We start from the raw sequence: 22,005 nt of genomic DNA on the forward strand, positions 1-22,005 counted from the left end.
GCCGGCGGCGAAGACCGCCGGTCAAGCCGCGCGGCAAGCTCTGGCCAAGGCGCCCTCGAAAGCGGCGGAAAAGCGCGCGTCGCGGCAGATGTGGGCCGAACAGGCCGGCCTGTTGTTCGAGTCGCCCGACGACATCATCTGCGGCGTGGACGAAGCCGGACGCGGACCGCTCGCGGGCCCGGTGACGGCCGCCGCCGTGATTCTCGATCCGGCGCGTCCGATCGCCGGCCTCGACGACTCCAAGGTGCTCACGGCGAAAGCGCGCGAAGCGCTCTACGAGCTCATCGTCGAGCGTTCGCTCGCATGGTGCGTGGCGTCAGCGAGCGTCGAGGAAATCGACACGCTCAACATCCTTCACGCGACCATGCTGGCGATGCGGCGCGCCGTGGAGGGCCTGGGCGTGACGCCCACGCTCGCCAAGATCGACGGCAACCGCTGCCCGGTCCTGCCCGTGCGCAGCGAGGCCGTGATCGGCGGCGACGCGCTGGTGCCCAGCATTTCCGCGGCGTCGATCATCGCGAAGGTCACGCGCGACCGCCTGCTGCTGGAGCTGCATGAGACGTTCCCCGTCTACGGCTTCGATGCGCACGCGGGCTATGGCACCGCGCAGCATCTGGCGGCGCTGCGCGCGCATGGCCCTTGCGTGCATCACCGGCGCTCGTTCGCACCGGTGCGCGACGCCTATGCGCTGCACGGCCTCGCGTTGCCGGGCGCGGCAACGGTGATCAGCGACGTCGCCGGTCTGGACGACGACGCTTTCGCGCCAGCCTGAGCCGGCAATGCCGCGGTTCACGCAAGCCGGCGCCGCCTCGTGCGGCGCCGTTTTCCTTTCCCTTCATCCTTTTTCAGATCGTCAGGCCCGCCCGTGAAAGCCATTACTTCGCGCGACAACCCGCTCTACAAGCGCCTGAAGGCGCTGGCCGGCTCGACGCATCAGCAGCGGCGCAGCCATCAGGCCTTGCTCGAAGGCTTCCACCTCGCGAGCGCGTGGCTCGACGGCGGCACGCAGCCCGAATACTGCATCGTGACCGAGGGCGCGCTCGCGCATGACGAGGCGCAGGCCATCGTCGCGCGCGTGGACGAGCGCCGTGTCGTCACGCTGCCCGATGCGCTGTTCGGCCAGCTCTCGAACGTCGTGCACGGCGTGGGCATGCTGCTGCTCGTGGACATGCCCGAGACGCATCTGCCGGCGCGCGTCGAATCGACCTGTCTCGTGCTCGACGGCCTGCAGGACGCGGGCAATGTCGGCTCGATCCTGCGCAGCGCGGCCGCCGCCGGGATCGACAAGGTGTTCTGCACGCCGGGAACCGCTTACGCGTGGTCGTCGAAGGTGCTGCGCTCGGCGATGGGCGCGCACTTCCTGCTGCAGGTCTTCGAGAACGTCGAGCCGCAAGCGCTGATCGACCTGCTCGGCGTGCCGGTCGTGATCACCGATTCGCATGGCGCGCAGGCCATCGACGAGAGCGACCTCACGGGTCAGCTGGCGTGGGTCTTCGGCAACGAAGGGGCGGGCGTCTCGCAGGTGTGGCGCGATACGGCGGCGCTGCGCGTGACGATTCCGCAGCCGGGCGGCATGGAATCGCTGAACGTGGCGGCGGCGGCGGCCATCTGCGTCTTCGAGCAATGCCGTCAGCAGCGCCACGCGCGCTGAGCGCCGCGCGAATTCTTTCGGATCGTGGCAACAAAAAGGCCTGCGCAATGCAGGCCTTTGTCGTTTCTACGCGAGACGATCTTCAGTACGCGGGCTTGTCGAGGCGGATTTCCTGCAGGATCGTCGTGGCGATTTCCTCGATGGACTTGTGCGTCGACGAGAGCCACTTGATGCCTTCGCGGCGCATCATCGCTTCGGCTTCATTCACTTCGTAGCGGCAGTTCTCCAGCGCCGCGTACTTGCTGCCGGGCCGCCGCTCGTTGCGGATTTCCGTGAGACGCTGCGGATCGATCGAGAGCCCGAAAATCTTCGAGCGATACGGCAGCAGCGAATTGGGCAGCTTGCCGCGCTCGAAGTCGTCGGGGATCAGCGGATAGTTGGCCGCCTTCACGCCGTATTGCATCGCCAGATAGAGGCTGGTCGGCGTCTTGCCGCTGCGCGAGACGCCCACGAGGATCACGTCGGCGTCGTTGAGATTACGGTTTGACTGGCCGTCGTCGTGCGCGAGCGAGAAGTTGATCGCTTCGATGCGGTTCTTGTATTCGTCGGTGTCGGCGTTCTGGTGGCCGCGGCCCATCGCGTGGCTCGACTTGAGCTCCAGTTCCTGCTCCAGCGGCTCCACGAAGGTCTGGAACATGTCGAGCACGAGCGCGTTCGAGCGCTTGACGATCTCGTTCGAATTGCTGTCCACGAGCGTCGTGAAGACGATGGGGCGGCGGCCTTCCTGCACCGCGGCCTCATTGATCTTTTCGGCGGTCGAGTAGGCCTTGTCCGTCGAATCGACGAACGGCACGCGCACGAGGCGGAATTTCTGGTCGAACTGAGAGAGGATCGAATGCGCGAACGTTTCGGCAGTGATCCCGGTACCGTCGGAGACGATGAATACGGTAGGCGGCATCGGTTGAGGCTGGTACGTGAGCGGGGCTTCGGCGAGCGCGCGAGGGGCCCGGGAGGCGCCCTGAGAGCGTTGTGGAACGATATCGAGGCGCGATTCTCGCCGACAGACACATTTTCGGGAGTCGGCACGGTAGAATAGCGGCAACCTGTTGGATAAGCAATTGCAGTGCAACCGCGCCCAACCGCTGCCCATCGTGGCTCAATCGGGCGTCAACCTGCAGCGATTTTGCATAACTTCGTGTAATCGCGCGCATCTTCGTGCTTTTCCTCATGCTGGATGCCGGCCCCCGGGCAGTGGCGATTGCTTTTCCAACAGGTTGCGCAAGACGCAAATCCGCTTCCAATGGGCGATCTGCGTTCGAGCCCACTTGCGCAATCGTGAATTTTTTTCACACTTAGGGGCTTGTATGACTAACACCGTTGCCAAGGATCAGGCGTATGTAGTGCCTTTCGAGCAGTTGCGGATGACCGATGTCGAGATCGTGGGCGGCAAGAACGCCTCGCTCGGCGAAATGATCAGCCAGTTGGCTGAGGCTGGCGTGCGGGTGCCCACGGGCTTCGCAACCACGGCGCTCGCCTTCCGCGACTTCCTCAAACACAACGACCTGACCGAACGGATCGCCGCTCGTCTGGAAACGCTCGACGTCGACGACGTCAAGGCGCTGGCCGAAGCGGGCAAGGAAATCCGTCAATGGATCGTCGACGCGCCGCTGCAGCCGAAGCTCGAAGCGGACATCCGCGCGGGCTTCGAGACGCTGCAGAACGGTTCGCCGGCTGAGCTCTCGTTTGCCGTGCGTTCGTCGGCGACGGCGGAAGACCTGCCCGACGCTTCGTTCGCGGGTCAGCAGGAGAGCTACCTGAACGTGGTGGGCGTCGAGGACGTGCTCGATCGCCTCAAGCACGTGTTCGCGTCGCTCTACAACGACCGCGCCATTTCCTACCGTGTCCACAAGGGCTTCACCCACGCCGAAGTCGCGCTGTCGGCTGGCGTGCAGCGCATGGTCCGCTCGGACCGTGGCGCCGCGGGCGTGATGTTCACGCTCGACACGGAATCGGGCTTCAAGGACGCCGTCTTCATCACGTCGAGCTACGGTCTCGGTGAAACGGTCGTGCAGGGCGCCGTGAATCCGGACGAGTTCTACGTCTTCAAGACCACGCTCGCGCAGGGCAAGGCCGCGATCATCCGCCGCTCGATTGGCTCGAAGCTCATCAAGATGGAATTCACGCAGCCGGGCGAGCCGGGCCGCGTGAAGACGGTCGACGTCTCGCACGAACAGCGCAACCGCTTCTCGATCACCGACGAAGACGTGATCGAGCTCGCGAAGTACGCCGTCATCATCGAGAAGCACTACCAGCGTCCGATGGACATCGAGTGGGGCAAGGACGGCCTCGACGGCAAGATCTTCATTCTCCAGGCGCGTCCGGAGACAGTGAAGAGCCAAGCCGCGGGCAAGGTCGAGCAGCGCTTCAAGCTCAAGGGCCAGTCGCAGGTGCTGGCGACGGGCCGCGCGATCGGCCAGAAGATCGGCGCGGGCCGCGTGAAGGTGATTCACGATCCGTCCGAAATGGAACGCGTGCAGCCGGGCGACGTGCTGGTCGCCGACATGACCGACCCGAACTGGGAGCCGGTGATGAAGCGCGCTTCGGCCATCGTCACGAACCGTGGCGGCCGGACCTGCCACGCGGCGATCATCGCGCGTGAACTCGGCGTGCCGGCCGTGGTGGGCTGCGGCGACGCAACCGACGTGCTGAAGGACGGCGCGCTCGTGACGGTATCGTGCGCCGAAGGCGACGAAGGCCGCATCTACGACGGTCTGCTCGAAACCGAAGTCAGCGAAGTGCAGCGCGGCGAACTGCCGTCGATTCCGGTCAAGATCATGATGAACGTCGGCAATCCGCAGCTTGCCTTCGACTTCTCGCAACTGCCGAACGCCGGTGTGGGCCTCGCGCGTCTCGAGTTCATCATCAACAACAACATCGGCGTGCACCCGAAGGCGATCCTCGAGTACCCGAACGTCGATGCGGACCTGAAGAAGGCGGTCGAAAGCGTCGCGCGCGGCCATGCGTCGCCGCGTGCGTTCTACGTCGACAAGCTCACGGAAGGCATCGCCACGATCGCGGCGGCGTTTTATCCGAAGACCGTCATCGTGCGTATGTCGGACTTCAAGTCGAACGAGTACAAGAAGCTGATCGGCGGCTCGCGCTACGAGCCGGATGAAGAGAACCCGATGCTGGGCTTCCGCGGCGCGTCGCGCTACATCGCCGACGACTTCGCGCAGGCGTTCGAAATGGAATGCCTCGCGCTCAAGCGAGTGCGTGAAGAGATGGGCCTCTCGAACGTCGAGATCATGGTGCCGTTCGTGCGTACGCTCAAGCAGGCGGAGCGCGTGGTCGGCCTGCTCGCGAAGTACGGTCTGAAGCGTGGCGAAAACGGCCTGCGCCTCATCATGATGTGCGAAGTGCCGTCGAACGCGATCCTCGCCGAAGAGTTCCTGCAGTACTTCGACGGCTTCTCGATCGGCTCGAACGACCTCACGCAGCTCACGCTCGGCCTCGACCGGGATTCGGGCATGGAGCTGCTTGCCGCCGACTTCGACGAACGCGATCCGGCCGTGAAGTTCATGTTGAAGCGTGCGATCGAAACCTGCCGCCGCCTGAACAAGTACGTCGGCATCTGCGGCCAGGGCCCGTCCGATCATCCGGATTTCGCCCAGTGGCTCGCCGAGGAAGGCATCGCCTCGATCTCGCTGAACCCCGACACGGTCGTCGAGACATGGCAGGCGCTCGCGAAGGCGCAGGCGAAGTAATGCCCGCCTGCTAATGTCACACTGAGCGTTCGCGCTCCCGCCGCGCGCGAAAGTTGAGGCCGCTTACGCTTCGCTTTCGCACGTTGCGGAAAACAGTGTCAGCTTCGTGCTATAACACCCCGGTCAAGCCGGGGTGTTTTACTTTGGGAGGTCGACGTGGGTCCGCATGGTTTGTTCTGGTGGATCGGCGCGGGTGTGCTGATCGTGGCCGAGCTGATGACCGGCACGTTCTATCTGCTGATGATCGCGCTCGGGTTTCTCGCGGGCGTGCTGTCGTTCGAGCTGGGCGCGCCGCTCGATGCGCAACTGGTGGTCGCCGCGCTCGTCGCGCTGGTGGCCGTGATCGCGTTGCGGCGCTCGCGGTTCGGGCGGCGCCGGCGCATGGTCGATGCCTCGACCGATCCGGGCGTGAATCTCGACATTGGCTCGACCGTCACCGTTGCCGCGTGGCATGAGGGGCGCGCACGCACGATGTATCGCGGCGCCGAATGGGACGTCGAGCTCGCGCCCGGCGAGCCTGAGGACGCTCATCTTTACGAAATCAAGGCGGTGCGGGGCAGTTGCCTCATTCTCGCGGCCCGGCGCGCGAGTGGCGCGGTCGCGGGCGCACACGGGGCGCACGAAGGGACGCGTCACGCGTAGCGAAGCCGAAGTCAAATCGAAGCAAAAAGGGGGAAGCGTATGCAAGTGCCTATCGTCGGGGTGATCCTGCTCGTGATCGTCATCGTGCTGATCTCGAAGACCATGAAGATCGTCCCGCAGCAGCATGCCTGGGTGCTCGAGCGGCTGGGCCGCTATCACGCCACGCTCACGCCGGGGCTCTCGATCGTGCTGCCGTTCGTCGACCGCGTGGCCTACAAGCACGTGCTCAAGGAGATTCCGCTCGACGTGCCGAGCCAGATCTGTATCACGCGCGACAACACGCAGCTTCAGGTGGACGGCGTGCTGTATTTCCAGGTGACCGACCCGATGAAGGCCTCGTACGGCTCGAGCAACTTCGTGTTCGCCATCACGCAGCTTTCGCAGACCACGCTGCGCTCGGTGATCGGCAAGCTCGAACTCGACAAGACCTTCGAGGAGCGCGATTTCATCAATCACAGCGTCGTTTCGGCGCTCGATGAGGCCGCCTCCAACTGGGGCGTGAAGGTGCTGCGCTACGAGATCAAGGACCTCACGCCGCCGAAGGAAATCCTCCACGCCATGCAGGCGCAGATCACGGCGGAGCGCGAGAAGCGCGCGCTGATCGCGGCCTCGGAAGGGCGCAAGCAGGAGCAGATCAACCTCGCGGCCGGCGCGCGCGAAGCTGCGATCCAGAAGTCGGAAGGCGAGAGGCAGGCGGCCATCAACCAGGCGCAGGGTCAGGCGGCGGCCATTCTGGCCGTGGCCGAGGCGAATGCGCAGGCCATCCAGAAGATCGGCAACTCGATCCAGGCGCAGGGCGGCATGGACGCCGTCAATCTCAAGGTGGCGGAGCAGTACGTGACCGCGTTCGGCAATCTCGCGAAGCAGGGCAATACGCTGATCGTGCCAGGCAACATGAGCGATCTGAGTTCGATGATCGCCTCGGCGCTCACCATCGTGAACCGTACGGGCATGAAGGAGACGCAGTTGAGCCGCGATACGACGAAGGGCGCCTGAGCGCGTTCACAGGCGGCGCGCACGAAAAGCGCACGAGAAAAAGGGCGGCTTCGGCCGCCCTTTGTCGTTTTTGCCACATGCCTCGCGCCGGGAGCGCGGATCTCAGGCGTGACGTATCTTTCGCCGTCCGGCGATCAGGTCGGGTTGCGCATCAGGCGCGCCTTCTCGCGCTGCCAGTCGCGCTGCTTCTCGGTTTCGCGCTTGTCGTGCAGCTTCTTGCCCTTGGCGAGGCCGATCTCGCATTTCACACGGCCGCCCTTGTAGTGGAAGTTCAGCGGCACGAGCGTGAACCCGCGCTGCTCGACCTTGCCGATCAGTTTGTCGATCTCTTCGCGGTGGAGCAGCAGCTTGCGGATGCGCGTGGGGTCCGGATGGATATGCGTCGAGGCTTCGGGCAGCGGGCTGATGTGCGTGCCGATCAGGTAAAGCTCGCCGTCCTTGATGATGACGTACGCTTCCTTGATATTGGCCCGTCCGGCGCGCATGGCCTTGACCTCCCACCCTTCGAGCACGAGCCCCGCCTCGTGGCGCTCTTCGATGAAGTAATCGAAGAAGGCTTTTCTGTTGTCGATGATGCTCATAGGAAAATGGGAAACGCCCAACTCGTTTAAAATTACGATTTTAGCAAAGCGGGCCACCGAAAGCCCGTGGCGCCTTCACCCTTGCCTCGCATTACGCAATTTATGGCGGATGTCCAGAAAACCGTATTGATTCGCCATTCGGCGGAGCAGATGTTCGACCTCGTCACCGACGTCGACGACTATCCCAACTTCCTGCCCTGGTGCGGCGGCGTCGAGGTTCGCCGCAAGGACGAGAACGGCATGGAGGCGAAAATCGATATCAACTTCAAGGGCATCAAGCAGCACTTCGCCACGCGCAACTCGCACAAGCGGCCCGAGCGCATCGACATGGAGTTCGCCGACGGCCCGTTCAAGAAGTTCACGGGCGCCTGGCGCTTCACGCCGCTGCGCGCCGATGCCTGCAAGATCGAGTTCTCGCTGCATTACGAGTTTTCAAACATCATTCTCGAAAAGATCATCGGCCCGGTGTTCCACCACATCGCGAACACTTTCGTCGACACCTTCGTGAAGCGCGCCGACCAGCGTTACGGCAAGAACAAACCATGAGCGCGAAACTGTCCATCGACGTCTGCTATGCGCTGCCTGACGCGCAGACGCTCATCGGCGTGGAACTGGCGCCGGGCGCGACGGTGCAGCAGGCCATCGACGCGAGCGGCATCCTCGCGCGCCATCCCGAGATCGATCTGACGAAACTGAAGGTGGGCGTCTACGGCAAGCTCAAGCCGCTCGACACCGTGCTCGCCGATCACGACCGCGTGGAGATCTACCGTCCGCTGGTGGTCGATCCCAAGCTCGCGCGCCAGCGGCGCGTCGACAAAACCCGCAAGGAAGGCTCGATAGAGGGCCGCAAGTGGCAGAACAAGGATTCGCGCTGAATCTGCGCTGAGTGCGCATTGAGGGCCGACTAAATCTGCTTGATCGGCCATTCGATGGAGGCGCGCCGCGCTCCCATTCTGTTCCCGTGGTTCTTCAACTCGCCGCGCGGCGCCGCTCCGTGCCGTTCTTGCGCGGCGGGGCATCCGTTTTCCCGACGTTCGTCCCAACACCCGCAATACTGGGCAGATTGCCTTCGGGCACGATGCCGTCGCCGTGCGCGGTGTCTTCGGGGCCGCCCGCGTGCTGGCGGACCGACCAGCTCACGCCCGCGACCAGCAGCACGATCGCCGCGACTTCGAGCATGCGCGGCAGGCGGTGGTCGTAGACGAAGGCGTAGAGCAGGGCGAACAGCGTCTCGAAGACGATCATCTGGCCCGAAAGCGTGAGCGGGAGGCGCTTGGAAGCCGCGTTCCAGAGGCCGTTGCCGAGCCACGACGCGCCAATGGCCAGCACGAGGTTCAGTTGCCAGAACGCGGCCCAGCGCCCGCCGCTCACGCTCTGCTGGACCGTCCCGACGGGCATGACGAGCACAGCGAGCCAGAGCAGGCCGCCGAGCACGCCCGTGACGACGCCCCACAGCACCGACCACTCGTTGCCGCCGAAATGCGCGTTGCGCTGCAGATAGCGCGCGTTCTCGACGGCATACCACGTCCAGCAGGCGAGCGCGCCGACCGCACAGCCAAGGCCGGCAATCTTCGTGAGCGTGCCCGTGTGATCGCCGGCGCTCGCCGTAAAGACATCGACATTGATGCACACGATGCCGGCGGCAATCATGGCGAGCGGCCAGGCCAGCTTCGAGAGCGCCACGGCTCCGTGATCGCCGCGTCCGAGCAGTGTGACCGTGACCGGCAGGACGCCGACGATCAGCGAGGCGGGCGCGATGCCCACGAGATGAATCGCGCTCGCGAGAAAGAGGTAGTAAAGCAGGTTGCCCACGAGGGCGAGTTTCACGAGCGCGATGAGATCGGCGCGCGTGATGCGCGGCCAGACGCGCCGCAGCATGGGCAGCAGCGCGGCGAGCGAGACGAGGCCGTACATCGCGTAGCGCCCGGCGCTCAGGAGCAGCGGTGAGAACTCCGGCAACTGTCGGGGCACCAGAAACACGGTTCCCCATAACGCCCCGGCGAGCACGCCGTACAACACACCACGCTGCATTTGCCTTGCCTCCGCAATTTCGATCTGGCCGTCCTGGCCGTACAAGATGGGAGGCAGCTTACCCGCGCGCGGTGCGGCCGTCTTGTTCAATTCTGCACGGTGCGATTTATGAGGCGCGGATGGCTGTCCGGAAATCGGGTCTGACGCGCCACTGATGTGCGGATGCACACGGCGCTCCCGGACGCGCGCCCAGGACCTCAACAAAATCCCGAAATCGGCGCTAAGCTACTGTTGATACTGATGATTTCCAGGGCACTATCCCGTATAATCTGCTTTTGCGCCTATAGGATTTGCCATGCGTCTGATCCAGAAAGCACTCACGTTCGATGACGTGCTCCTCGTTCCCGCCTTTTCCGACGTTCTCCCGCGCGACACCAGCCTGAAGACCCGGCTGACCCGCAATATCTCCCTGAACATTCCGCTCGTCTCGGCCGCGATGGACACCGTCACGGAAGGTCGCCTCGCCATTGCGATGGCGCAGCAGGGTGGCGTCGGCATCATCCACAAGAACCTCACGCCCGCCGAGCAGGCGCGCGAGGTCGCGAAGGTGAAGCGTTTCGAGTCGGGCGTAGTGCGCGATCCGATCACGATTCCGCCGCAGATGAAGGTCGCGGACGTGATCGCGCTCTCGCAGCAGCATGGCATCTCGGGTTTCCCGGTCGTTGAAGGCGCACAGCTCGTCGGTATCGTCACGAACCGCGACCTGCGCTTCGAAACGCGTCTGGACGAGCCGGTGCGCTCGATCATGACGCCGCGCGAGCGCCTCGTCACCGTCAAGGAAGGCACGCCGCTCGCCGAAGCCAAGTCGCTCATGCACAGCCACCGCCTCGAGCGCGTGCTGGTCGTCAACGACGCGTTCGAGCTGCGTGGCCTCATGACCGTCAAGGACATCACCAAGCAGACCGAGCACCCGGCCGCCTGTAAGGACGAGCATGGCAAGCTGCGCGCGGGCGCGGCCGTCGGCGTGGGCCCGGACAACGAAGAGCGCGTCGAGCTGCTGGCGCAGGCCGGCGTGGACGTGATCGTGGTCGACACGGCGCACGGCCACAGCAAGGGCGTGCTCGAGCGCGTCCGGTGGGTCAAGCAGAATTTCCCGCATGTCGAGGTGATCGGCGGCAATATCGCGACGGCCGACGCGGCGCGCGCGCTCGTCGAGTACGGCGCGGACGGGGTGAAGGTCGGCATCGGCCCGGGCTCGATCTGCACGACGCGTATCGTGGCCGGCGTGGGCGTGCCGCAGATCACCGCGATCTCCAATGTTTCGGAAGCGCTCAAGGGCACGGGCGTGCCGTGCATCGCCGACGGCGGTGTGCGCTACTCGGGCGACGTGTCGAAGGCGCTGGCAGCCGGCGCGAACGCCGTCATGATGGGCAGCATGTTCGCGGGTACGGAAGAGTCGCCGGGCGACGTGTTTCTGTTCCAGGGCCGCCAGTACAAGTCGTACCGCGGCATGGGCTCGGTCGGCGCGATGAAGGACGGCGCCGCGGACCGCTACTTCCAGGACAACTCGGCGAACATCGACAAGCTCGTGCCGGAAGGCATCGAAGGCCGCGTTGCCTACAAGGGTCCGATCAACGCCATCCTGTTCCAGCTGATCGGCGGCGTGCGCGCCTCGATGGGCTACTGCGGTTGCAGCACGATCGACGAACTGCATGCGAAGGCTGAGTTTGTGCAGATCACCGGTGCCGGCCTGAACGAATCGCACGTCCACGACGTGCAGATCACGAAGGAAGCGCCCAACTACCACGTGGACTAAATCACGATGAAGCCGCTGCTGCGCATAGTGCTGATTGTCGACGCGTTAACGTTGCTGGGTTTCGGCGTGCTGTTTCTGCTCACACCCTGGAACTCGCTCTACAACGCATTGCAACTGGTGCAGCCGCAGCCGGCGCTCATCGGACAGGCGTTCGGCGTGGTGCTGCTCGGCTTCGCCTGGATCGCGGCGCGCGCGGCGTTCGACGGTGGCTTGACCGCCATGGTCGGGCGCACGGTGGGGCACGTCAACTGGATCGCCGGCGTGCTGATGCTGGTCTGGCTGATCGGCCTGCATACGCCGCGGCTCACGGGCTTTGGCCAGTTGGTGGCCGGTGCGGTGGGCGCCTGGCTCATCATCGTCGGGCTGGGCGGCACACGGCTGGCCGGCGCGGTGAAGCGGCGCGAAAAGGTGCAGGCGGCCGAGGCCGCCGCGCAGGAGCGCGAAGCGCGCGCGGTGGCCAGGTCGAAGCGCGAAGAGCCGGTGGTGTACGCAAAGCCGGTTTTTGCCGACAGGCCGGTTGGGACCGGTGCGGCGGGCGCCGAGCCCGTGGTGCCGCCGCGGGCCGTGACGCCGGCATCGCCGGCCCCGGTGCCGCCTGTCGTGACACCGACGGTGACACCAGCAGTGACGCCAGTCACGCCGCGCACGGCAACCGAGGCGGAAGAGGCGCGCCTCGCCGCGCGAGACGAAGCGGCCGGTTCGCCGCGGCCGCCGGTGCGTGGCTGATCGCGCGAGCCGCCCCGGCACCGGCAACGTCAGCCGCTTTGCGCCTGAACTACGCGGTTTATTTCGCTGTCGGGCTCTGCTGCCGTCAAGCGCCACAGTTCCGATGAATTCATGCCGCGCGCCAGCTTCATCCAGCGCGCGGCTTTCTGTATCCGTTCTTTTTTAGGTCTCGTCCGCTGCCATGCACGACAAAATCCTGATTCTCGACTTCGGTTCGCAAGTCACCCAACTGATCGCGCGCCGCGTGCGCGAAGCCAACGTCTACTCCGAAATCCATCCGTACGACGTCGACGACGCCTTCATCCGCGAATTCGCGCCGAAGGGCGTCATCCTCTCGGGCGGCCCGAACTCGGTCACCGAAACCGACACCCCGCGTGCACCGCAAGCCGTGTTCGAGCTGGGCGTGCCGGTGCTCGGCATTTGCTACGGCATGCAGACGATGGCCGAGCAGCTCGGCGGCAAGGTGGACGGCGGCCATCTGCGCGAATTCGGCTATGCCGAAGTGCGCGCGCGCAATCACACGAGCTTCCTCGAAGGCATCGAGGATTTCCGCACGAGCGAAGGCCACGGCATGCTCAAGGTCTGGATGAGCCACGGCGACAAAGTCACCGACATGCCGCCCGGTTTCAAGTTGATGGCATCGACCGAATCGTGCCCGATCGCGGCGATGGCCGACGAGGCGCGCCACTTCTACGGCCTGCAATGGCACCCGGAAGTCACGCACACGGTGCAAGGCCGCGCGATGCTCGAGCGCTTCGTGCTCGGCATCTGCGGCGCGAAGGCCGACTGGGAAATGGGCCACTATATCGACGAAGCCGTTGAGGCGATTCGCAAGCAGGTGGGCAACGAGCACGTCATTCTCGGCCTCTCGGGCGGCGTGGATTCGTCGGTGGCGGCGGCGCTGCTGCACCGCGCGATCGGCGACCAGCTGACCTGCGTGTTCGTCGATCACGGTCTCTTGCGCCTGAACGAAGCCGAGCAAGTGATGTCGATGTTCGCCGACAACCTCGGCGTGAACGTGGTTCACGTCGATGCGAGCGAGGCGTTCCTCTCGAAGCTTGCTGGCGTGGCCGATCCGGAAGCGAAGCGCAAGATCATCGGCGCGGAATTCGTCGAGGTGTTCCAGGCCGAAGCAGGCAAGCTCACCGACGCGAAGTGGCTCGCGCAGGGCACGATCTATCCGGACGTGATCGAGTCGGCGGGCAAGGGCAAGAAGGGCGCGCATACGATCAAGAGCCACCACAACGTGGGCGGCCTGCCGGAGACGCTGAACCTCAAGCTGCTCGAGCCGTTGCGCGAGTTGTTCAAGGACGAAGTGCGCGAACTGGGCGTGAAGCTCGGCCTGCCGCACGATATGGTGTATCGCCATCCGTTCCCGGGCCCGGGTCTGGGCGTGCGCATTCTGGGCGAAGTGAAGCGCGATTTCGCGGACCTGCTGCGCCGCGCCGATGCGATCTTCATCGAGACGCTGCGTAACACGATCGACGAGGAAACGGGCAAGTCGTGGTATGAGCTGACGAGCCAGGCGTTCGCGGTGTTCCTGCCCGTGAAGAGCGTGGGCGTGATGGGCGATGGCCGCACTTATGAGTATGTGGTCGCGCTGCGCGCGGTGCAGACGCTCGACTTCATGACTGCGCATTGGGCGCATCTGCCGCATGAGTTGCTGGGGCATGTGTCGAATCGCATTATTAATGAAGTGCGCGGGATTAATCGGGTGGTGTATGACATTAGTGGGAAGCCGCCGGCGACGATTGAGTGGGAGTAATTTAGGATCCTCTGCAGTGGTCTGCAGAGGTCCGGCGATTCCCTGGTTTCCCACACAAAAACAAGGGTTTATCGACTATTTTGGTCCGCTGCCGTCCGTCGGCAGCGCTACGTCGCCGACGGCATGAGCGACGGTATAGCATCTTTCTCTGCAGACGATCCATTTTGATACCGTCACGGCGCGTGACGGTATCAAACACGGTATCAGTTCACGGAGTATTGAATGCTTACGGACCTCGAATTGCGGGCGCTCAAGCCGACCGGCAGGATATACAAGGTCGCTGACCAGCGCGGCCTGTACGTGGCGGTTACCTCGTCCGGAACGGTGAGTTTCCGCTTCGACTATCGTCTGAATGGTCGCCGGGAGACCCTGGTCATTGGCCGCTACGATCCCGGGCTGCCAGCACGCGGCGCGCGCGCTGCCGACGAACTTTCCTTTGGCATGTCGGTGCGTCTTGCGGAAGCAAGGATGCTCCTTGAACGTGCTCGTCGGGACGTTGAACGGGGCGTCAGTCCGTCGAGAAGCAAGGTTGAAAAGCGTGTGGAAGCGGCCGAATCGATGACGTTCGGGAAGTGGGCCGAAAAATACTTCGCGGAAGCCACGCTCGCGGAGTCGACCCGCGCGATGAGGAAGTCTGTCTACGATCGGAATCTTGCAGCGGAGTTCGGGCGGCTGAAGCTCGAAGAAATCACACCTTCAAGACTCCTAATGAGGTGTGAGAAGATCAAGGAGCGGGGTGCGGCTGCACCCGCTGTTCAGGCACGCGACATCGTTCTGCAGGTCTACCGTTTTGTGCAGGCAAGAGGGCTGAAGGTACTCAACCCCGCGGAAGACATCCGGCCCTCTGCCATCGCTACTTTCAAACCGCGGGACCGGGCACTGACACCGTCAGAAATTCACGTGTTTTTCAAGGCACTGGAGCGGACGCCTACGTTGCCTACGCTGCGGCTGGCTATCAGATTCTTGCTGCTCACAATGGTACGCAAGTCGGAATTTATCCTCGCAACATGGGAGGAGATCGACTTCAATGCGGCACTCTGGACGATTCCGAAAGACCGGATGAAGGCCGGTCGTGCACACCATGTCTATCTGAGCCAGCAAGCCCTGGATATCCTGGTCGCTTTTAAGACGTGCTTCGGCGCAAGCTCGTACCTGCATCCTGGTCGTTACGAGACGGAGCTGCCGATCAGTGCCGCCACCCTGAATCGCGTGATTGACGCTGCTGTCAAGATCGCTCGTGACAGCGTGGAGGATTTTGAAGCCTTCACGGTACATGACCTGCGAAGAACGGCCAGCACGCACTTGCATGAAGCCGGGTTCAACAGCGACTGGATAGAAAAATGTCTGGCGCACGAACAGCGCGGGGTGAGAGCGGTGTACAACAAGGCTGAATATGCCGATCAGCGGAGGACGATGCTGCAGGCGTGGGCGGATACGCTTGATGGGTGGATAGCAAACGATCCTGCGACGGATAGCGCTGCTAACTTAAGATCTACCCCAGGTGCTGTGAGTTCGATTGCGTAGAGGCTTGTGCATAAATTTAAGGTAACCTGCAGGGCTTTGCTCGCTGGCGGGGAGCGTATCAGTGTTTCGGAGCAAGTTCGAAAATCGGCCATCGGGCTCACAAGTTGCCAGTATTGCTGGTGCTCTGCTCGACTGGTACCGTTGCCACAGGGTGTCGGTGCCGGCCCCAAGCAGCCGGACAGTTCGCGGCGGTTATAAAACTGCCGCCGGCCGAACACTTCCCTGCTGAGGGTCCAGGCGCTGTCGGCACCGATACCCGCGAGCAGCGCCATCACGCGTTGCGCACCGCTGCGATCCCCGTCGTTCCTGGGGTTCCGGTCCCGATCCCTTCGCTGACGTTTCGGATACTGAAGTCCTACCGATGCTCGTGAACGCGCCGCAACTTCAGCTGTACAACTGCGGCCCCTAAACCGCGGCTTCACCGCCATTAAAAAGGTATGGTCTGGTCCTGTATGTAGGAACCGTATGAGCGGCGAAATCGATCAACGCGTCCAGCACGCACTGGGCCGCGTTGCTCGGCGGGTATTGCTCCGCAGTCACGATGTACTCGGACAGACGCGTGCGGACGCTGACGTCGAGCGGGCGCACGAGCGCGCCGTCGCGCAGCAATTCCGTCACCCCGTACGACCACGCGAGCGCCACGCCCTTGCCGGCGCACGCAGCGCGATAGGCAAGGTCGAAGTTGTTCACGCGGATCGAACTGCGATGTGGCTGCGGCGTGACGCCCGCGAGAGCGAACCAGTCGTCCCACGTGCTGCAAACGGAGAGGCCTGCTTCGACGTCGATCAGCACTTCGTCGAGCAGGTCGTCAGCGCGCGAGATCGGCCGCGACTCGAGGTACTCAGGGCTGCAGACTGGAAAGATTTCTTCGTCGAACAGCTTGTATTTGACGAGCCCGGGCCAGTGACCGTCGCCGTAGCGGATCGCGAGATCAACCGCTTCGCGGCGCGGGTCGAGCGGCTGGTCGCTTGCCAGCACGCGGATCTCGATGTCGGGGTGCAGCTCGCGAAAACCGATCAGCGCCGGCATCAGCCAGAAGCTCGACATCGCGACGCTCGCCGCGATCGTCACACTCGACGATTCGAGGTTTTCGATCAGCGCGACCGCGCGCCGGATCGACATCAGGCTCTGCGCGATCGCCTGCTGGAAGATGACGCCGGCCTTGGTCAGATCGATCTCGCGATGGCGCCGGTTGAAGAGCGGCACACCGATGCGCTCTTCCAGCACCTGGATTTGCCGGCTTACCGCACCCTGCGACAGATGCAGTTCTTCCGCCGCCTTCGTGAAGCTCATCAGCCGGGCGGAGACCTCGAATGCCGCGATCGTGTTGAGCGGCGGCAGCCGCTTTTTCGACTTTTGCATGGCCATGACGCCCTCGCTTCAGGATGGTTGACCCCAAGCAGCAGACGACGCGTGATGCCTCGCGCCCGGCCGCCGGTTCGATTGCAAAAATGCTAGCCAAAAAGAAATGCCGGACCACTAGGGGATAGTCCCTAGTGGCTTGCCGTAGCGATCCAAAGCAAGCCCCACCAGCCTTTGACGAAAGCCTTGCCGGATGGGCTCTCGCGCTGCCGGCGCAGTTTTGCATGAAAATTCGCATGCAATGCCACAGAAATTGTGGCTTGTCGCGCCCTTTATGTCGGCATGAAATCTATCCCAGCGGTCCGCCGGAACCGCTGCGCCGCGCGAAGCGGCGGTGCGCCACGACAGATGCACGGAACCTCCCATGTTTGACGACACGAAGCTCAACGCATTGCTCGCCGCCTGTGTGCCAGGCCGCCCGTTGCCGCAGGCCTTCTACAAGGACGAAGACCTTTTCGCCGCGGACATGGCGCTGATCTGGGAGCGGCAGTGGCTATTCGCCGGGCTATCCTGCGAGATCAGGCGGCCGGGCGACTGGTTCACGGTGGCGATCGGGGAGACCTCGGTTCTCGTGATCCGCGACCGCGACGACACTATCCGCGCGTTCTTTAATACCTGTCGCCATCGCGGCTCGCGCGTCTGTGCGGGCGAGCGCGGCACCGCGCGCCGGCTGACCTGCCCTTATCACCAGTGGACCTACGGTCTCGACGGCAAGCTGATGTTCGCCCGCAATATGGGCGAGACGTTCGATCCGTCGAAGTACGGGTTGAAGCCCGTCGCGTGCGAAGTCGTCGCCGGCTATATCTTCATCAGTCTCGCGCGGGAGCCGCTGGACTTCTCCGCGTTCAGCGCGCGGGTCACGCCGTACCTCGCGCCGCACGGGCTCGAGCACGCGAAAATTGCGTTCGAATCGACGATCGTCGAGAAGGGGAACTGGAAACTCGTGCTCGAAAACAACCGCGAGTGCTACCACTGCGCAGCCAACCATCCGGAACTGCTGCGCACCATTTCCGAGTACGACGGCCCGACTGATCCGCGCTACGGCAGCGACGGCGTCGTGTTCGCCGCGAAGACCGCGCGCGACGAGGCGCGCTGGGCGGCCGCCGGCCTGCCGTATGCGCCGGTCGAGGAAGCGCCCGAGTACCGCCTCGTGCGGGCCGCGATGGAACGAGGCGTGTCGTTCACGATGTCGGGCGAAGCGGCCAGCCGGCGCGTGATGGGGACGCTGCCGGAGCAGGACGTCGGTTCGCTGCGGCTGCTGCGCTTTCCGAACACGTGGAATCACGCGCTCGGCGACCACGCGGTCGCGTTCCGTCTGCTGCCGCTCGGCCCGCGCGAGACCCAGGTCACGACGCGCTGGCTCGTTCACGAAGAAGCGGTCGAAGGCGTCGACTACGACCTCGACACGCTGACCGAAGTCTGGAAAGCGACCAACGCGCAGGATCAGCGGCTCGTCGAAACCAACCAGCTCGGCATCAATTCGCTCGGTTACGAGCCGGGAGAGTATTCGCCGCTCGTCGAAAGTGGCGTGATGGCGTTCATCGCGTGGTATCTCGATGCGATGCGCGACGGTGTGGCTGCCCGCCGCCGCACGCTGCCGATCCGGGTTGCGTGATGACGGTCGCGGACCGGGAATTCGCGCCGGTACGGTGCGTGTCGGTCGTGCGCGAAACGCACGACGTGAAGACCTTCACGTGGCGTTTCGAGGACGGACGACGCTTCGAGCATGCTGCGGGTCAGCACGTGACGTTCGAGGTGCCGCTCGACGACGGTCCGCAGTTTCGCTGCTACACGGTGTCGTCGGTGTCGGTCGCAGATCGCGCGTCGTTTTCGATCACGGCCAAAGCGGCGCCCGAAGGACCGGTGTCGACGTGGCTGCATCGGCGCGCGACGCCTGGCGCGGTGCTGCGCGCGGCGGGACCGTCGGGCACCTTCGTCGCGCCCTCGGGGCGCGAGCCGGTGCTGCTGATCGCGGGCGGCGTCGGCATCACGCCGCTGATCGCGATGGCGCGTCACTGGCGCGCGACGCTGCGCGACGACGGACCGGACGCCGTGTTCGTGCAGTGTGTGCGTACGCCGGGCGACGTGCTGTTCCATGACGAACTGATCGGCTTTGCGCGCGACTGGCCTCGCTTTCGCGTGCACGAAGTGATCTCTCGCGCGCCGGGCAGCGGGCGGCTCACCGCCGCGATGCTCGCGCACCTCGCACCGGATGTCGCACAGCGCGATGTCTATTGCTGCGGGCCCGAGCCGTTCATGCGCGAGGTGAAGGCGTTGCTGCTGTCGATGGGGCTCGCGGCCGCGAAATATCACGAAGAAAGCTTCACGCTGCCGCTGCCCGCCGAACGGCCGCCGGCGGCCAGCGACGCAACGTTTCGTGTGCGCTATGCGCGTGCGGCGCGCGAGGGTCCCTGCGCGGCGGACGCCACGCTGCTCGACGCGGCGAAAGGCGCAGGCCTCGTGATTCCGAGCGCGTGCCGGGCGGGCGTGTGCGGCACCTGTTGCGTGCGGCTGCTCGCGGGCACGGTCGACATGAGCGACGCCGGCGGCATCGACGAAGACGAGATCGCGGCGGGCTATGTGCTCGCGTGCTGCTCGCGGCCGACGTCGGATGTCGAGCTCGACGTTTGAGATTTCATTCGGCACACGAACGCTGCATGCGGATTTGCATGACAGCCATTGCCGAAATTCGGTTGTGACAGTTTTTTGTACTCCCCAAGATGCAGATAGTGCGGAGTGCAAACGAGCTAGGCGCTGCGGAAGACACACCCGCGATGCTCTGAACAACCGGCGTTGCATGCATCCATGAATGAACCTGTGAAGGAAACGAGATCGATGAAGAGTCATTGCCAGGTAGCGGTCATTGGCGGCGGCGTGGTCGGCGCCTCGGTGCTGTACCACCTGACCCGGTTCGGCTGGAAAGACGTCGTGCTGCTCGAGCGCAAGGTGCTGACCGCGGGGTCGACCTGGCATGCGGCCGCGGGCTTCCACGCGTTCAACGGCGACCCGAATATCGTGCGGCTGCAGGAATACACGATCTCGCTCTACAAGGAGATCCAGGAAGTCGGCGATCAGGACGTGGGGCTGCACGTGCCGGGCGGCATCACGATCGCCGCGACGCCGGAGCGCTGGGAGTTCCTGCGCACGGAGGCCTCGCGGCACCGCTTTATGGGTCTCGAAACTGAGCTGATCACGCCGGCGGAGATCGCCGCGAAGTGCCCGCTCGTCGACGTGAGCGACGTGAAGGGCGGCCTGTGGGCGCCGAACGAAGGCCACCTCGATCCGTACGGCTGCACGCAGGCGTATGCCCGCGCGGCGCGCCGCCAGGGCGCCGAGATCTATCAGCACACCTGTGTCGAGGCGCTGCGGCAATGCCCCGACGGCAGCTGGATCGTGACGACGGACAAGGGCGAGATTCACGCGGAGCACGTGGTCAACGCGGCTGGATTGTGGGCGCGCGAAGTGGGAGCGATGGCCGGTGTGAAGCTGCCGCTGATTCCGATGGAACACCACTATCTGGTGACCGAGGACATTCCCGAACTGGTCCAGCTCGGCCGAGAGATCCCGGTGATGGTCGATCTGGACGGTGAAATCTACATGCGTCAGGAGCATCACGGCGTGCTGTTCGGCGTGTACGAGCGCAGTTCGACGCCGTGGGCGCTCGGCGGCACACCGTGGGAGTACGGCGAGACCGATCTGCTGCCGCCGCGCCTCGAACGCATCGAAGAAGAGCTGATGCACGGTTTTCAGCGCTTCCCGAGCGTGGGCAACGCGGGCATCAAGCGGGTGGTCAACGGGCCGTTCACGTTCACGCCGGACGGCAATCCGCTTGTCGGGCCGGTGCGCGGGCTGCGCAACTACTGGGCGGCGTGCGGCTGTATGGCGGGTTTCAGTCAGGGCGGCGGCGTGGGTCTCGCGCTCGCGCAATGGATGATCGAAGGCGAACCACACGACAACGTGTTCGGCATGGACGTCGCGCGCTTCCCGAATCTGACGCAGACCTATGTGACGGCGAAAGCGCAGGAGTTCTACGAACACCGCTTCTATCTCGCGCGGCCGAACGAGCAATGGCCCGCGGGCCGGCCGATGAAGACCACGCCGCTGTACGACCTGCAGAAGGACGCCAACGCGGTATTCGGCGTGATGTACGGGCTCGAAGCGCCGATGTGGTTCGCGCCTCCCGGCACGCCTGCCGAAGAAACGCCGAGCTTCCGCCGCTCGAACGCGTTCGAAACGGTCGCCGAGGAATGTCGTGCGGTGCGCGAGGCGGTGGGCGTATTCGACGCATGTGGTTACGCGAAGTACGAGGTGAGCGGACCTGGTGCGGCCGCGTGGCTCGACCGCGTGTTCGCGAGCCGGCTGCCGGATGTCGGACGCGCGCGTCTCGCGCCGCTGCTGTCGGAAAGCGGCCGCCTGAAGGGTGACCTGACGCTGCTGCGCCTCGCGGAGGACCGCTTTCTGATTACCGGTTCCGGTTATCTGCAGGAATGGCATCAGCGCTGGTTCGACCGTTTGCTGCCGGCGGACGGTTCGGTGCGCATCGACAATCGTAGCGATTCGCTCGCGATGCTGGTGGTCGCCGGTCCGCGCTCGCGTGAGTTGATGCGCGACCTGTTCGGCGCGGACAGCGCGGTGCCGGCGCAGCGCTTCATGCAGGTCGTGCAGGGCGACGCCGACGTGGCGCCGGCGTGGGTCGCGCGGTTGTCGCTGTCGGGCGAGCTCGCTTACGAGATCTATGTCGAAGCACCGTATGTCCGCAGCGTTTACGCCAGGCTGCTGTCGCTGGGCGAAGCCTACGGCCTGCGTCCGTATGGGGTCTGGGCGCTGCTGTCGCTGCGCATCGAGAAGGGCTTCGGCATCTGGTCGCGCGAGTTCGGCCCCGAGTACACGCCTTCGATGGCGGACCTCGAGCGCTTCATCGCGTACGACAAGGGTGATTTCATCGGCCGCGACGCGGCGCTCGCGCAACGCGGAGTGACACCCGGGCAGCGTCTCGTGACCTTCGATGTCGACGCGCTCGATGCGGATGCGGCAGGCTTCGAACCGGTCTGGGTCGGCGACCAGGTCGCGGGCTACACGACCTCGGGCGCGTACGGGCACAGCACCGGCAAGAGCCTCGCGATGGCCTACGTGAAATCGGTATGGCTGGACGGCGGCGCGAAGCATCCGTTCGAAATCCAGATTCTCGGCGAGCGCCGCGCGGCGCGGCTGCTGTGCGAGCCTGCCTACGATCCGGCCGGCGCGCGGATGCGCATGTGAGGGATGCA

At 64.5% G+C, this 22,005-nt stretch carries 18 protein-coding genes; 14 read left to right on the forward strand and 4 right to left on the reverse strand.

Annotated features, from left to right (window positions below):
• Nucleotides 1–88: 88 nt before the first annotated feature.
• Together rnhB and U5775_RS22105 are read left to right on the forward strand one after the other, a co-directional pair.
• Nucleotides 89–772, forward strand: coding sequence for a ribonuclease HII (gene rnhB, locus U5775_RS22100; protein ID WP_322060305.1), 684 nt, complete (start codon nt 89–91; stop codon nt 770–772).
• Between the two features lie 93 nt (nt 773–865).
• Complete coding sequence (locus U5775_RS22105; RefSeq protein ID WP_322060228.1) at nt 866–1,651, forward strand: RNA methyltransferase; 786 nt, start codon at nt 866–868, stop codon at nt 1,649–1,651.
• Between the two features lie 82 nt (nt 1,652–1,733).
• Here U5775_RS22105 and U5775_RS22110 read toward each other — a convergent pair whose 3' ends face one another.
• On the reverse strand, nt 1,734–2,549 hold the full coding sequence (locus tag U5775_RS22110) for a pyruvate, water dikinase regulatory protein (RefSeq protein ID WP_322060229.1): 816 nt from the start codon (nt 2,547–2,549) through the stop codon (nt 1,734–1,736).
• 406 nt (nt 2,550–2,955) lie between these two features.
• On the opposite strand from U5775_RS22110, the gene ppsA reads away from it, so the two are divergent.
• The 3 genes from ppsA to U5775_RS22125 all read left to right on the forward strand — a co-directional run bounded on the left by ppsA (nt 2,956) and on the right by U5775_RS22125 (nt 6,993).
• Nucleotides 2,956–5,355, forward strand: a complete 2,400-nt coding sequence (ppsA, locus tag U5775_RS22115) for a phosphoenolpyruvate synthase (protein ID WP_322060230.1) — start codon at nt 2,956–2,958, stop codon at nt 5,353–5,355.
• 156 nt (nt 5,356–5,511) lie between these two features.
• Nucleotides 5,512–5,997 (forward strand): NfeD family protein, encoded by a 486-nt coding sequence (locus tag U5775_RS22120; RefSeq protein WP_322060231.1) that lies wholly within the window; start codon nt 5,512–5,514, stop codon nt 5,995–5,997.
• Between the two features lie 39 nt (nt 5,998–6,036).
• Complete coding sequence (locus tag U5775_RS22125) at nt 6,037–6,993, forward strand: stomatin-like protein (protein WP_322060232.1); 957 nt, start codon at nt 6,037–6,039, stop codon at nt 6,991–6,993.
• A gap of 134 nt (nt 6,994–7,127) precedes the next feature.
• On the opposite strand, the gene smpB is transcribed toward U5775_RS22125, so the two are convergent.
• Complete coding sequence (smpB, locus tag U5775_RS22130; protein ID WP_322060233.1) at nt 7,128–7,574, reverse strand: SsrA-binding protein SmpB; 447 nt, start codon at nt 7,572–7,574, stop codon at nt 7,128–7,130.
• 102 nt (nt 7,575–7,676) lie between these two features.
• On the opposite strand from smpB, the gene U5775_RS22135 reads away from it, so the two are divergent.
• Nucleotides 7,677–8,120 carry a type II toxin-antitoxin system RatA family toxin gene (locus U5775_RS22135; RefSeq protein ID WP_322060234.1) on the forward strand — a complete coding sequence of 148 codons (444 nt, stop codon included), beginning with the start codon at nt 7,677–7,679 and terminating at the stop codon, nt 8,118–8,120.
• Entirely contained in the window at nt 8,117–8,449 is a 333-nt protein-coding gene (locus tag U5775_RS22140; protein ID WP_322060235.1) for an RnfH family protein, read from the forward strand. The genes U5775_RS22135 and U5775_RS22140 overlap by 4 nt, the downstream gene beginning before the upstream one ends.
• A gap of 94 nt (nt 8,450–8,543) precedes the next feature.
• On the opposite strand, the gene U5775_RS22145 is transcribed toward U5775_RS22140, so the two are convergent.
• Nucleotides 8,544–9,605, reverse strand: a complete 1,062-nt coding sequence (locus U5775_RS22145) for a DMT family transporter (protein ID WP_322060236.1) — start codon at nt 9,603–9,605, stop codon at nt 8,544–8,546.
• A 295-nt stretch (nt 9,606–9,900) separates the two neighbouring features.
• On the opposite strand from U5775_RS22145, the gene guaB reads away from it, so the two are divergent.
• From guaB to U5775_RS22165, 4 genes are all read left to right on the forward strand, one after another.
• Nucleotides 9,901–11,361 carry an IMP dehydrogenase gene (guaB, locus tag U5775_RS22150; RefSeq protein WP_322060237.1) on the forward strand — a complete coding sequence of 487 codons (1,461 nt, stop codon included), beginning with the start codon at nt 9,901–9,903 and terminating at the stop codon, nt 11,359–11,361.
• Between the two features lie 6 nt (nt 11,362–11,367).
• Complete coding sequence (locus U5775_RS22155; RefSeq protein WP_322060238.1) at nt 11,368–12,087, forward strand: hypothetical protein; 720 nt, start codon at nt 11,368–11,370, stop codon at nt 12,085–12,087.
• 181 nt (nt 12,088–12,268) lie between these two features.
• On the forward strand, nt 12,269–13,852 hold the full coding sequence (gene guaA, locus U5775_RS22160; RefSeq protein ID WP_322060239.1) for a glutamine-hydrolyzing GMP synthase: 1,584 nt from the start codon (nt 12,269–12,271) through the stop codon (nt 13,850–13,852).
• 222 nt (nt 13,853–14,074) lie between these two features.
• A complete protein-coding gene (locus U5775_RS22165) occupies nt 14,075–15,376 on the forward strand; it encodes a tyrosine-type recombinase/integrase (protein WP_322060240.1) in 1,302 nt (433 codons plus the stop codon).
• Between the two features lie 405 nt (nt 15,377–15,781).
• On the opposite strand, the gene U5775_RS22170 is transcribed toward U5775_RS22165, so the two are convergent.
• Nucleotides 15,782–16,738 carry a LysR substrate-binding domain-containing protein gene (locus tag U5775_RS22170; protein ID WP_322060241.1) on the reverse strand — a complete coding sequence of 319 codons (957 nt, stop codon included), beginning with the start codon at nt 16,736–16,738 and terminating at the stop codon, nt 15,782–15,784.
• Between the two features lie 364 nt (nt 16,739–17,102).
• Here U5775_RS22170 and U5775_RS22175 point away from each other — a divergent pair, with 364 nt between their 5' ends.
• From U5775_RS22175 to U5775_RS22185, 3 genes are all read left to right on the forward strand, one after another.
• Nucleotides 17,103–18,353 (forward strand): aromatic ring-hydroxylating dioxygenase subunit alpha, encoded by a 1,251-nt coding sequence (locus U5775_RS22175; RefSeq protein WP_322060242.1) that lies wholly within the window; start codon nt 17,103–17,105, stop codon nt 18,351–18,353.
• The gene (locus U5775_RS22180) at nt 18,353–19,369 is read left to right on the forward strand and encodes an iron-sulfur cluster-binding domain-containing protein (protein ID WP_322060306.1); all 1,017 of its coding nucleotides are present in this window, start codon (nt 18,353–18,355) and stop codon (nt 19,367–19,369) included. The genes U5775_RS22175 and U5775_RS22180 overlap by 1 nt, the downstream gene beginning before the upstream one ends.
• Before the next feature lie 204 nt (nt 19,370–19,573).
• Nucleotides 19,574–21,997 carry an FAD-dependent oxidoreductase gene (locus U5775_RS22185; protein ID WP_322060243.1) on the forward strand — a complete coding sequence of 808 codons (2,424 nt, stop codon included), beginning with the start codon at nt 19,574–19,576 and terminating at the stop codon, nt 21,995–21,997.
• Nucleotides 21,998–22,005: the final 8 nt, after the last annotated feature.

Source organism: Paraburkholderia sp. J63 (genome assembly GCF_905220245.1).
Lineage (GTDB): Bacteria > Pseudomonadota > Gammaproteobacteria > Burkholderiales > Burkholderiaceae > Paraburkholderia.